This window comes from Pseudomonas sp. NPDC087336, from assembly GCF_044744285.1.
Taxonomy (GTDB): domain Bacteria; phylum Pseudomonadota; class Gammaproteobacteria; order Pseudomonadales; family Pseudomonadaceae; genus Aquipseudomonas.
Genome location: NZ_JBIUYA010000024.1, coordinates 78,867 through 91,064 on the forward strand (window position 1 = coordinate 78,867; position 12,198 = coordinate 91,064).

Genomic DNA, 12,198 nt, shown 5'->3' on the forward strand with positions numbered 1-12,198 from the left:
CCGGTTTCAGAGGTAAAAAAACAATGAACAAACCCGCCGTTTCCATCAGCCTGTCCAGCTACGGTGCCGACCTTGTCCGCCAACGCGGTCAAGCCAGCTTCATCGAAATCCTGGCCGTCGCCGGCGCCACGCGCATCGAATGGCGCGAAGAATTGCTGACCCATGAAAATCCTGCGCAACTGGCCGAAGCGACGCACGCCGAAGGACTGCAAAGCGTGTATTCCTCACCCATGGAGCTGTGGCTGGCCGGTCAATCCAAACCCAACCCTGAATTGATTGCCGCCCTGCAACGGGCCCAGGCTTTTGGCGCCAGATGGCTGAAAGTGTCGCTGGGCTATTTCACCGACAACAACGATCTGCAAACCCTCGCCCGGGTATTGAGCGAAAGTGCCGTGCAGTTGCTGGTGGAAAACGACCAGACCTTGCACGGCGGTCGCATCGAACCTTTCCAGCGTTTTTTCGATGAAGTCGAGCAGCACAACCTGCCGATCAAGATGACCTTCGACATCGGCAACTGGCACTGGCAGGACCAGTCGCCCGCCAGCGCCGCGCGATTGCTCGGACGCCATGTGGGTTATGTGCACTGCAAAGCGGTGACCCGTCGCGCCGACGGCAAACTGGTCGCCATCCCGCCCGCCGCCAGCGACTTGCAACAGTGGGAAGAGCTGCTGCGGCACATGACCGATGGCGTCATGCGCGCGGCGGAGTATCCGTTGCAAGGCGATGACCTGGTGCAGTTGACCCGCGAACACGTCGCCGCCCTCGCCCACCTGGGCCAATCGCAGCGGGAGAACGCCCATGTCTGAGATCGATATTCTGTCGTTCGGCGAAACCATGGCGATGTTCGTCGCCGAACAGGCCGGCGATCTGTCCAGTGTCAGCGCTTTCCACAAGCGCATTGCCGGGGCCGACAACAATGTCGCCATCGGCTTGTCGCGGCTCGGGTTCAAGGTGGCCTGGTTGAGTCGGGTGGGTGCCGACTCCCTGGGCCGGTTTGTCATCGACACGCTGGAAAAGGAGGGTCTGGATTGCCGCCACGTCGACATAGACCCTGCCCATCCCACGGGTTTCCAGCTCAAGTCCCGCACCGAGGATGGCAGCGACCCCGCCGTCGAGTACTTCCGCCGCGGCTCGGCGGCCAGCCACCTGTCGCCGCACTCGATCGTGCCCCAATTGCTCAAGGCCCGGCACCTGCACGCCACCGGCATTCCTCCAGCCCTGTCGCAAACCGCACGGCAGATGTCATTCGAATTGATGACCCGCATGCGCGAGGCCGGGCGCAGCGTGTCGTTCGATCCGAACCTGCGCCCCAGCCTGTGGGCCAGCGAGCAACAGATGATCAGCGAAATCAACCGCCTGGCCGCCCTCGCCCATTGGGTCTTGCCGGGGCTGAGTGAGGGGCGCTTGCTCACCGGCTTCGAAGACCCGGCCGACATCGCCCAGTTTTACCTCGACCAGGGCGCCGAGGCCGTGGCGATCAAACTCGGCCCGCATGGCGCTTACTACCGCACGCACCTGGATGCCGGTTTTGTCGACGGCGTGCCGGTGAAAACCGTGGTCGATACCGTCGGCGCCGGTGATGGCTTTGCCGTCGGCATGATCAGCGCCCTGCTCGAGAACCACAGCTTTGCCGATGCCGTGAAGCGCGCCAACTGGATTGGCAGCCGGGCGGTGCAGAGCCGTGGGGATATGGAGGGGTTGCCGACCCGTGCCGAGATGTCCGCAGAGTTCGAGGCCGCCTTCGCGAGCAAGCTCGCTCCTACAGGTCTAGCGCAGGCCCTGTAGGAGCGCGGCTTGCCCGCGAAGAGGCCAGCACAGTCACTGAAGATTTAGAACCGTTACCTGCTGCGACAAAAACAACAAGCTCAGGAGCATCACCATGAAAACCGCAACCCTCGCCACCCGCCGCTGGTGGTACATCATGCCCATCGTGTTCATCACCTACAGCCTGGCGTATCTGGATCGCGCCAACTACGGGTTCGCCGCCGCCTCCGGCATGGCGGCGGACTTGATGATCACTCCAGGCCTGTCGTCGATGCTCGGCGCGCTGTTCTTCCTCGGCTACTTTTTCTTCCAGGTGCCGGGGGCGATCTATGCCCAGAAACACAGTGTGAAGAAGCTGATTTTCGTCAGCCTGATCCTCTGGGGCAGCCTGGCCACCCTGACCGGGATTGTCTCCAATGCCTATTGGTTGATCGTCATCCGCTTCATGCTCGGCGTGGTCGAGGCCGCGGTGATGCCGGCGATGCTCATCTACCTGTGCCACTGGTTCACCCGCGCCGAGCGCTCGCGGGCCAACACTTTCCTGATCCTCGGCAACCCGGTGACCATGCTGTGGATGTCGGTGGTCTCGGGGTATCTGGTGCAGCATTACAGCTGGCGCTGGATGTTCATCGTCGAAGGTCTGCCGGCGGTGCTCTGGGCCTTCATCTGGTGGCGTCTGGCCGATGATCGTCCGTCCCAGGCCAAATGGCTCAGCGACCAGGAAAAGCAGGACCTGGAAAGCGCCCTGGCCGCTGAGCAGGTCGGTATCAAGGCGGTGAAGAACTACGCCGAAGCGTTCCGCTCGCCGAAAGTCATCATCCTGGCCTTGCAGTTTTTCTGCTGGAGCATCGGCGTCTACGGCTTCGTGCTGTGGCTGCCATCGATCCTCAAGGCCGGTGCGCAAATGGACATGATCGAAGCCGGCTGGCTGTCGGCGCTGCCGTACCTGGCCGCCGTCATCGGCATGCTGCTGGTGTCCTGGGGTTCGGACAAACTGCAAAAGCGCAAACGCTTCGTCTGGCCGCCGCTGCTGATCGCCTCGTTCGCGTTCTATGGCTCCTACGCCCTGGGCGCCGAACATTTCTGGTGGTCCTACACCTTGCTGGTGATTGCCGGCGCCTGCATGTACGCACCTTACGGGCCGTTCTTCGCGATCATCCCGGAAATCCTCCCGGCCAACGTCGCCGGCGGTGCCATGGCGCTGATCAACAGCATGGGGGCGCTGGGTTCGTTCGGCGGATCTTATCTGGTGGGTTACCTCAACAGCTCCACCGGCTCACCTGGTGCGTCCTATCTATTGATGAGTGGCGCGTTGCTGCTGTCGGTGGCGCTGACCATTTTCTTAAAGCCAGGGGCCAGTGATCGAGGACTGCCCAAGGTCGCGCCTGGACGTCCCGTGGTAGCCCATTCCTGAATTGAACCAAAGGTGAATACGATGAAAAAACACGTCGTCCTCTACAAAAAACTCTCGCCCGGGTTGATGGCTCGGTTACATGCACAAGCCGAGGTGACGCTGATCGACAAACTCGACAGCGACGGCCTGACACGCCTTCGCGACGCCTTGCCCAGCGCCCAGGGTCTGTTGGGTGCAAGCTTGCGGCTGGATGCCGAACTCCTCGATCTGGCGCCCAACCTCGAGGCCGTCGCGAGCGTCTCGGTGGGCATCGACAACTATGATGTCGACTACCTGAGCCAGCGCAACATTCTGCTGAGCAACACCCCTGACGTATTGACCGAAACCACCGCAGACACCGGTTTTGCGTTGATTCTGGCCACGGCCCGGCGGGTGGTGGAACTGGCCAACCTGGTGCGCACCGGGCAATGGAAGCAAAACATCGGGCCAATGCATTTCGGCAGCGACGTGCATGGCAAAACCCTCGGCATCATCGGCATGGGACGGATTGGCGAAGCGCTCGCCCAACGGGGGCATTTCGGCTTCGGCATGCCGGTCATTTATCACAGCCACTCGGTGAAACCTGCGGTGCACAAGCGCTTCAATGCGCAACACCGCAGCCTGCCGCAGTTGCTGGAGCAGGCGGATTTCATCTGCCTGACCTTGCCATTGACTGCCGAGACCGAAGGCCTGATCGGCGCCCGGGAGTTTGCGCTGATGCGCCCGGAAAGCATCTTCATCAACATTTCCCGGGGCAAGGTGGTCGATGAAGCAGCGCTGATCGAGGCCCTGCGCCAAGGACAAATTCGTGCGGCGGGGCTGGATGTGTTCGAACGCGAACCGCTGGAGCATGACTCACCGCTGCTGCAACTGAACAATGTGGTGGCAACGCCGCATATCGGTTCCGCCACTCATGAGACCCGAGAGGCCATGGCCAGGTGTGCAGTGGACAATCTGTTGGCGGCACTGGCTGGTGAGCGGCCGTTGAATGTGGTGAATGGGGAGGTGTGGGATCGACGCCGTGCCACGATGTGCACGTAGAAAAATCCTACATACAGAGTTGTGATGGCTGACAGCCTTATCAATATTTTCTCGCTAAAGTCGCCTACCTGTAATTTGTGACAGGTTCCAAGGCCGTTGATTCGCGATATAACTGGACCAAGCCTACAGCCCTGATTCAGGTGCCTGTAGGCAGGCCGCATGAACCTCGCCTTTATAGAAGTAGGAAGATTCTGCCGTGCCCACGCCATCATTGATGATAAATGGGAGCGCCCGTTATGTACCGTATCAACTCAACCTCAGTCCGGTCAGTGCCAGCCCAGGTCAGTTTCCAGCCACAGGAGCCCGAACAACCCAGCGCGATCACGCTTACAGCCAGGGAAAAAGAAGTCCTGCAGTGGAGCGCGCGCGGCAAGTCTTCCTGGGAGATCGGCCGGATCGTGCGCTGTACCGAAGCCGGTGTGAACTACCACTTTTGCAACATCCGCCGAAAGTTCGGCGTGAGTTCGCGCTGGACTGCAGTGGTCAAGGCGCTGGAACAAGGCTTGATTTATTTGCCTTGAACCGGGGCTGGCCGTGGCGTACGGCAACCCATCAGCCTGAATAGAGACACTGCATGAACCCGGGACATACGCCCCCCGCAACCGCTCCTTCACCACCCACGCCAATGCCTGCTGCGATGCGCTCGCATCGCACCGGTGTTGTCGCCACAGGTGGAGATCGACGCCCACGCATCATCCTTGCCGATGACCATCCAGTGGTGCTGATGGGCGCCAGAATGGCCCTGACCTCGCCAACCCCTTCGCCCTTTTGCGTGGTGGCCGAAGCCCAGGACGCCGATGAACTGATCCGGCAATTGCAGCATGTTCCATGCGACATGCTGGTCTGCGACTACTCGATGCCCTATGGGCGTTTTCCCGATGGGCTGGCATTGATGAGCTACCTGAGACGGCACTTTGGTCATGTGCACTTGATCGTCATGACCATGATGCGCAATCCGACCTTGCTCCAGGCCTTGCTGAACAAAGGCGTCTGCGGTCTGTTTGACAAACAGGGTGCACTGAATGAATTGAACCAGGCGCTGCACACAGTGGCCCGCGGCCGGCGTTATATCAGCCCGACCTTTGCCCGAACGCTGGATGAACAAAACCAGCCGCGTCAGGCCGAAGCGCCGCCCAGAGTCGTGCTGTCTGAGCGTGAACTGGAAGTCGTACGACTGTTTGTCCAGGGGTTGTCCGGCAGGCAAATCGCTGCGCATTTGAACCGCAGCGAAAAAACCATCAGCCGACAAAAACGCACGGCCATGGACAAGTTGGGACTTGGCCATGACAGTGGGTTGGTGGAGTTTGCGCGGGTGAGTGGGTTGGGATGAGACTCAATCTCGACGAGCCGTACCACATTCAATAGATCATCTATGACATGACCCAAAAACTGGAGGGTGACAAGCTATGTGCCCCCCCCAGATTCCACACGCATTTACGAGTTACTTAGGAGTTCCCATCCCCCAAGTAATGTTTTATGCCTGCGCGACGATCCCAGTTTCTAGCGTTCTCCTGGTTACGTTTATGCATCTGATCTTTTGTCCAATTGCGGTATGCGCCCATCATCCGTGGTGTTGCGCAAACCCGCGCCAAGCTCGAGATTCTGCAGAGCGGCTATCCGATCTACTCCACCTACGTCAGCCCAGGCCCTTACGAGATCGATGACCTGAGTACCGTCGGAAGCAGTGGCGAGCTGGAAGTCGTTCTCACCGAAGCTGACGGTCAGGTCCGCCGGTTTACCCAGTCCTATTCGACCCTGAGCAATCTGCTGCGCGAAGGTGTCTGGCGATACAGCAGTGCAGTGGGTCGCTACAACGGCGCCGACGATCTCGATGATCCACTACTCTGGCAGGGTACCCTGGCCATGGGCACGGTGTGGAACTCAACCCTGTATGGCGGCCTGATGGCCAGTGATTTCTACCGGGCAGGTACGGTGGGCATGTCCCGGGACCTGGGCTCATTCGGCGCCCTGGCCTTTGACCTCACTCACTCCAGCGCTGACATCGACACCCTGGATTCGCAAAATGTCCAGGGCATGAGTTATGCCCTCAAATACGGCAAATCCTTTGCCTCCAACACCAACCTGCGTTTCGCCGGCTACCGTTATTCCACCGAGGGCTATCGGGACTTCGATGAGGCGGTGCGACAGCGCAGCCACAGTTCTACCTGGTACGGCAGCCGACGCAGCCGACTGGAGGCATCGATCTTTCAGAAGATCGGCACGAGCAGCTCCCTGAGCCTGACCTGGTCCCAGCAGGACTACTGGCAACGTAATGATGTGCAACGCCAGTTCCAGTTCAACGTCAACACCTACCACCAGGGGGTGAACTACAACCTGTATGCCTCACAATCATTGAGCAAAACCCGCGACCATGACCGGCAGATCGGCCTGAGCGTGAGCCTTCCCCTGGACTTCGGGCACTCCACCAACGCGACCTTCGACTTCCAGAAAGTCGGTGAGCGCTACAACCAGCGGGCAAGCCTGGGCGGCAGTGCCGATGAAAACCGCCTCAATTACCGCGCCTCCCTGAGCAACGATGATGGTCGTCAACAATCGGCCGCACTCTCGCTGGGCTATCAGGCCCCTTTTGGCAGCGTCGGCGCCGGTCTCACCCAAGGCAACGACTATCGCACCCTCTCACTCAATGCCAGCGGCGCAGTGCTGTTGCACGCGGACGGAATCGAAGTGGGCCCCTACCTGGGTGAAACGGCGGCACTGGTGGAGGTTCCGGACATCGCTGGCGTCGGCGTGTTGAATGCTACAGGCGTGAAAACCAATGAACAGGGCTATGCGCTTGTGCCCTATCTACGGCCATACCGGCTTAATCAGGTGGTGCTGCAAACCGATCAGCTGGGACCCGAAGTGGAGATCGATAACGGCACTGCCCTGCTTGTTCCGCGGCGTGGCGCAGTGGTCAAGGCTACCTTCCCGGCTCGCACCGTTAGACGCCCGGGATAAACGCTAAAAGGCGGCGATCCTAGCCACTCTTCTCCGAAGAGGATGTAGGACTTATCCTGCGATCCATGGGAAAATTCCTGGCATGATCAACACCACGTTACGAAGGCCCAGCGTTGGTGAGCCGAGAGAAACGCAGGCACAAGGCACCCGCGTTCCTCCCGGGACAGCATTACCTGCGTGGTGTAATCGGGCACTCGTTCGCGCCACTGTGAAATGCCGTGATGATGGTGAGTTCCGCTGACCCGATATCTTCAGTACCGTCATTGAAGAAATACTGAAGTTTCATGCGCCCTCGTCTATTGGTCGCTGCGGTTTGATCGTAAAGCGGCTTGATGTGTGTCGCGTAGGGTGTAACCGGGAATTCGAAACCGGTCAGGGGGACGTCAGCTGAACCCAGGGTGAAACTCTTGGTCATGATGGCTGCTGCGATAGGCGCTTCCGGATCCGTCAGGAACTCTCCAGTCATGGGAGTGAACACCACTCGAATGATGTCACCATCTTCCAGTACGCCGCTAAGGTCAGGTATTTTAACCAGCAGGTCACCGTTAGCCTCCAGAGCGCTGCAACCCGGGTAATGGCCAGTGACTTTTGGGAAGCTCGCTTGAGGCAGCTCCACTGCAATTGCATTGACGTTTACCGGCGTGATCACGGAAGGCAGTTCGTTGGGTATTGTCGGAGGATGCGACAACCAATACTGCACGGGGATTGCTGGCCCGTTCCCCCCCGCCCTGATATTTATCCAGGGGATCTCAACGGTAACATCTGATCCTGGCGCATGGCCGGGGCCCGGAGGCGGCGTATCGTCAAACCTCAGTTTTGCGGCATCAACGCGGTTGCCATTCCACTCGAAATTGACGACAAACCCATTGACCGCATTGGCGTGCCATTTGAAGGTGAACGTTGCTTTTTCGTTTTTATCGTCCCGCTCCAGCAAATTGGTCTTGGTGTTGTCGTGATTCTTTACCGTGCCTGCCAGCAGGTCAGGTTGAACCGGTACTGGCCAGTCAACCACAGGAGGCCAGGGCAGCCAGGGTATGGCCACTTCAAAATTGACCTGGATGGAGGTGGTCTGTGGGCCGAATGGCCGCCCCTTGCAAAGGACTTTATAGCTGACTGCAGTTGATTTTGCCCCCGTGGTAGCTTGCCCGTACTCCATCAACATGACTTGAGCGGGCGTCACCGGAATTTCAATATCCTCTGCGCCGTTATCGGGAATCGGAAAGTTCTGCCTTGCAATCCTACTGCCCCAAGTCAACTCCAGACTGTCTCCGGGCTTGTAGCCTGTATAACGCTTGAACCAGACGCTCACCCCGTCCCGGGCATGCTCGAGCAGCAACGTTGGATTGGCTTGTGGCACCGTAGGAGGGAGCAAACCGCTGGGCAACTCACCGAAGGTAAGGCTGACTTTTGTCCATAGGGAGACTGCACTGTCGTTGAGCGCCGTGTCTCTCAACACATAGATAAACACCCCCTCCGTATCGCCAAAGGCGCGGAGGGTGTCTCCATCCAGTTCCACCACCGTACCCGTCGTTCCTGGGTCTGCAATCAAGCCCACATGAAGCGGCGTCAGGTGTGATGGATCATCTGGGATGTCTGCAGCATCGACCAGATAAATGGCAATGATATCCCCGGCGTTCCAATCATAGTTGGGCCCAGTGCCCCCGTATCCGGGTGCAATAGTGACGTTGAGCTTCGAGCCGGGTGCCAGGCTGGTGTCATCGAGCAGCGGATTGGCAAGCGTCAGGGCCGCTGGCGGTTCGCCATTGTAGGGTTTGATCTGATCGCAGCGGAATGAGGCGATCGGGCTGTATTCGGTTTCTCTGTTGAAGTAAAAGATGCGGTACTGCAGTTGACATACTGCGTCTCGCGGCAGGAGTTGGAGGGGGATTTCCATGATGAAGTCGAAATCTTCCGGATAATCGGTCTCTCCGGGGGGAATCGTGAAATCATGGTCGAGCACATCTACAAAGCCTCGACCATCCCCAATGTCCAGCATCAGCGTAACGGTGTCCACCACATCCACTGGCGGAGTAATATCCCACCTTGGAATACCTATCGACAATTTCTGGTTGGCGGTCAATCTGGGACCGTGCAGGATGGTTTTCCCTGAATCGACGAAATCTGCGGCGTCGAACACGATAGGTTTCTCAACACGCATTGCGCGGTAATCGCTGCGCATTTTCAGATAGGTAGCGTTAGCCTGCTCTCGTTCGATTTGGGTCTGTGTGTTTGCCATTTGCTTTTCTCCAGTCACGCATTCGTGCCATGGGGCGCCATGGTCAATAAACCGCGCGCAAGTCTGGACTGGCGGGTACCGATCAACCCTCACGCAGCAACCAAACTATCGCTGGGCTGATTAAACGCGTGGCAAGAAAAAAGCGAAACTGTCAGAGTTGACAGGTGGGAATCCATACAGGCCGCCCGCAGAGGGCTGAAAAACCACCTTCGGTTGCTCGGGAATGCGGGGGCTGCTGCCTGGCTGATCCGCGAATCTGACTGCCAGCCAGGCTGATTCATGACGCATGGATATCAGGCGCGCCGGGCCTCCAGCAGCTGCGCCGCACACAGAGCGATCCTGCGGCAGGCGTCCGCCAGCTTCTGCTGACTCACCACCAGCCCCAACCGAATATGCCCCGCCGCACTCGGTCCGAAAGCTTCGCCCGCCAGTACCGACACGCCATATCCTTCCAGCAGGCGCTCGGCGAAGTGCTGGGCAGACAACCCGGTCTGGCGCACGTCGACCATCACGAACATGCCACCGTCCGGACGCACCGCCCGAATGCCGGGGCAATGATTCAGGCTCGCGCACACCAGGTCGCGCCTCTGGCGATATTCCTCGCGCATCAACGTCACTTCCGGCAGGTCCTGATCCAACGCCAGTTGCGCGGCGTTCTGAATGAACTCCGGAATGCCGAACAACATGCTCAACGACAAATTCACCAGGTGTTCGCACAAGGCTGTCGGCCCGATCACCCAACCCACCCGCCAGCCGCTCATGGCGTGGGATTTGGACAGGCTATTGATTGTCGCGGTGCGTTCGGCCATGCCCGGCAAGCTCGCCGGGCTGATGTGTTCGCCCTCGTACAACAGCTCGCTGTAGACCTCATCGCTGATCAGCCACAGGTCGTGACGGACACACAGCGACGCCAGTTGCTGCCAGATCGACAGCGACAAACTGGCGCCGGAGGGGTTGTTGGGGCTGTTGAGTAAAATCGCGCGCGTGTTGGGCGTGATGCGTGTCGCCACGTCAGCCGGATCGACCCGAAAGCCATTCTGTGGCCGCACCGGAACCGGAACGACTTTAGCCCCGCAGGCGCCAAACACGCCTTCGTAGGTCACGTACATCGGTTCGGCGACGATGACCTCGTCCCCCGGATCGAGCAGGCATTGTGCGACCGAATACACCGCGCACTGCGCCCCCGGAAACACGATCACGTGTTCGGCACTCACCGCGTGGCCACTGCGCTGTCGGTGGCGCCTGGCAATGCTGTCGCACAAACCTGGACTGCCGCGTACCGCCGGATAGTGGGTATCGCCGGCCAATAGACTGTCAATGGCTGCACGGACGATGGGTTGAGGCGTGTCGAAATCCGGATCGCCGATCGACAGCAACAGGACATCGACGCCCTGCTCGCGCAGCTCCAGCGCTCGATCGTGAATCTGCCAGGCCGCCGCTCCGTCACCGGCGATTCGTTGGGTCAAGGCTGAATAGCGCATGTGGTTCTCCTGTCGCGCGGTCTCCAATGCCTCAACCCTATCTGAATTCCCGAAACGCGCCAGCGTTGCGTTCAAATCACACCTTAAACAGCACCACAGGGTTCAATGTTTGGGCGAGGCCATCCGCCACAACCGAGCAATGTCTGTCGCCCGCTCACGCAACAATCGCGGCGCGTCGGCACACGCCTGCGCCAATGTCATCGGCCCGCTTGCCAAGGCAAACGCAGCCTCGATGCCATGGGCATACAATTGCTGGTACCCCTCGCCCAGCGTGCCAGCGATGACGATGGCGGGCACACCCTGTTCCCGGGCAATGCGCGCTACACCGAACGGTGTTTTGCCGCGCAGGGTTTGTGCGTCGAAACGCCCTTCGCCGGTGATCACCAGGTCGGCATTGTTGATCGCATCGGCCAGGCCAACCAACTCGGCAACCACTTCAACCCCGGCCTTGAACTGCGCCCCCAGGAACGCCTTGGCGGCAAACCCCAGGCCGCCCGCTGCGCCGCTGCCCGGTTCGTCGCGCACATCTCTATCCAATGAGCTGGCGCAGTGATCGGCAAAGTGCCCGAGGGCTTGATCGAGCAGCTGGACCTGCTCGGCTGAGGCGCCCTTTTGCGGGCCGAAAATCGCTGAGGCCCCGTGAGTGCCACACAGTGGATTGTTGACGTCAGCCGCAATGTCGAAGCGCACCTGCTTCACACGCGGATCGATGTTGCTCACGTCGATGCGAAACAATTGCGCGAGTGCGAGACCACCCGCTGCCAGGCTCTGGCCTTGAGCATCGAACAGCTGCACACCCAAGGCTTGCATCGCCCCGGCACCGCCGTCGTTGGTGGCACTGCCGCCGATGGCCAGAATGATGCGCTGCGCCCCGGCATCGAGTGCGGCGCGGATCAGCTCACCGGTGCCGTAGGTGCTAGTGACGCACGCATCGCGCTGATCGACTGGCACCAACTGCAAACCACTGGCCTCGGCCATTTCGATGATCGCCGTGTGACTGTGGGGTAACCAGCCCCAGGCTGCATTCACCGTTGTTCCGAGCGGGCCACGCACCGCGGTCCGACGCAATTGGCCATTGCACGCTGCCAGCACCGACTCGACCGTCCCTTCCCCGCCGTCGGCCATCGGGCATTTGACTAGCTGCGCATCGGGCCACACCTCGGCCAGACCCAGGGCAATGGCATCGGCCACGCCTTGAGCGCTGAGGCTGTCCTTGAACGAATCGGGGGCGATGACGATTTTCATGGGGATTCTCCAGTTCCAATGCGCCCATGCTGCCAGTCGACAGTAACAATAACGCCAGGCTGCTGCACAAGCATCACTGC

Annotated in this window: 9 protein-coding genes and 1 pseudogene; 7 read left to right on the forward strand and 3 right to left on the reverse strand. The window is 59.8% G+C overall.

Going from position 1 to position 12,198, the window contains the following annotated elements:
• The first annotated feature begins 23 nt into the window (after positions 1 to 23).
• From ACIO0C_RS22415 to ACIO0C_RS22445, 7 genes and pseudogenes are all read left to right on the forward strand, one after another.
• Positions 24 to 806, forward strand: a complete 783-nt coding sequence (locus ACIO0C_RS22415) for a sugar phosphate isomerase/epimerase family protein (protein ID WP_401315302.1) — start codon at positions 24 to 26, stop codon at positions 804 to 806.
• Positions 799 to 1,785 (forward strand): sugar kinase, encoded by a 987-nt coding sequence (locus ACIO0C_RS22420; RefSeq protein WP_401315304.1) that lies wholly within the window; start codon positions 799 to 801, stop codon positions 1,783 to 1,785. Before ACIO0C_RS22415 ends, ACIO0C_RS22420 begins: the two co-directional genes overlap by 8 nt.
• Positions 1,786 to 1,879: 94 nt before the next feature.
• Positions 1,880 to 3,178 carry an MFS transporter gene (locus ACIO0C_RS22425; protein WP_401315306.1) on the forward strand — a complete coding sequence of 433 codons (1,299 nt, stop codon included), beginning with the start codon at positions 1,880 to 1,882 and terminating at the stop codon, positions 3,176 to 3,178.
• Between the two features lie 21 nt (positions 3,179 to 3,199).
• Positions 3,200 to 4,198, forward strand: a complete 999-nt coding sequence (locus ACIO0C_RS22430) for a 2-hydroxyacid dehydrogenase (protein WP_401315308.1) — start codon at positions 3,200 to 3,202, stop codon at positions 4,196 to 4,198.
• A gap of 236 nt (positions 4,199 to 4,434) precedes the next feature.
• Positions 4,435 to 4,719 (forward strand): helix-turn-helix transcriptional regulator, encoded by a 285-nt coding sequence (locus ACIO0C_RS22435; protein ID WP_401315310.1) that lies wholly within the window; start codon positions 4,435 to 4,437, stop codon positions 4,717 to 4,719.
• Positions 4,720 to 4,835: 116 nt separating this feature from the next.
• Positions 4,836 to 5,528 (forward strand): response regulator, encoded by a 693-nt coding sequence (locus ACIO0C_RS22440; protein ID WP_401315311.1) that lies wholly within the window; start codon positions 4,836 to 4,838, stop codon positions 5,526 to 5,528.
• A 221-nt stretch (positions 5,529 to 5,749) separates the two neighbouring features.
• Positions 5,750 to 7,147: pseudogene (locus ACIO0C_RS22445) on the forward strand (fimbria/pilus outer membrane usher protein); the annotation flags it as partial.
• A gap of 178 nt (positions 7,148 to 7,325) precedes the next feature.
• Here the strand turns inward: ACIO0C_RS22445 and ACIO0C_RS22450 are convergent.
• The 3 genes from ACIO0C_RS22450 to ACIO0C_RS22460 form a co-directional block, all read right to left on the reverse strand.
• Entirely contained in the window at positions 7,326 to 9,392 is a 2,067-nt protein-coding gene (locus ACIO0C_RS22450; RefSeq protein WP_401315313.1) for a hypothetical protein, read from the reverse strand.
• A 293-nt stretch (positions 9,393 to 9,685) separates the two neighbouring features.
• Positions 9,686 to 10,873: a pyridoxal phosphate-dependent aminotransferase gene (locus ACIO0C_RS22455; RefSeq protein WP_401315314.1), complete on the reverse strand. Its 1,188-nt coding sequence runs from the start codon at positions 10,871 to 10,873 to the stop codon at positions 9,686 to 9,688.
• 102 nt (positions 10,874 to 10,975) lie between these two features.
• A complete protein-coding gene (locus tag ACIO0C_RS22460; protein ID WP_401315315.1) occupies positions 10,976 to 12,118 on the reverse strand; it encodes a glycerate kinase in 1,143 nt (380 codons plus the stop codon).
• Positions 12,119 to 12,198 lie beyond the last annotated feature (80 nt).

Excerpts from the sequence above, each read along its gene's own strand:
- ACIO0C_RS22430 (WP_401315308.1), top strand. The coding sequence starts at position 3,200 with ATGAAAAAACACGTCGTCCTCTACAAAAAACTCTCGCCCGGGTTGATG.
- ACIO0C_RS22435 (WP_401315310.1), top strand. The coding sequence starts at position 4,435 with ATGTACCGTATCAACTCAACCTCAGTCCGGTCAGTGCCAGCCCAGGTC.
- ACIO0C_RS22420 (WP_401315304.1), top strand. The coding sequence starts at position 799 with ATGTCTGAGATCGATATTCTGTCGTTCGGCGAAACCATGGCGATGTTC.
- ACIO0C_RS22450 (WP_401315313.1), bottom strand. The coding sequence starts at position 9,392 with ATGGCAAACACACAGACCCAAATCGAACGAGAGCAGGCTAACGCTACC.
- ACIO0C_RS22415 (WP_401315302.1), top strand. The coding sequence starts at position 24 with ATGAACAAACCCGCCGTTTCCATCAGCCTGTCCAGCTACGGTGCCGAC.
- ACIO0C_RS22440 (WP_401315311.1), top strand. The coding sequence starts at position 4,836 with ATGCGCTCGCATCGCACCGGTGTTGTCGCCACAGGTGGAGATCGACGC.
- ACIO0C_RS22425 (WP_401315306.1), top strand. The coding sequence starts at position 1,880 with ATGAAAACCGCAACCCTCGCCACCCGCCGCTGGTGGTACATCATGCCC.
- ACIO0C_RS22455 (WP_401315314.1), bottom strand. The coding sequence starts at position 10,873 with ATGCGCTATTCAGCCTTGACCCAACGAATCGCCGGTGACGGAGCGGCG.
- ACIO0C_RS22460 (WP_401315315.1), bottom strand. The coding sequence starts at position 12,118 with ATGAAAATCGTCATCGCCCCCGATTCGTTCAAGGACAGCCTCAGCGCT.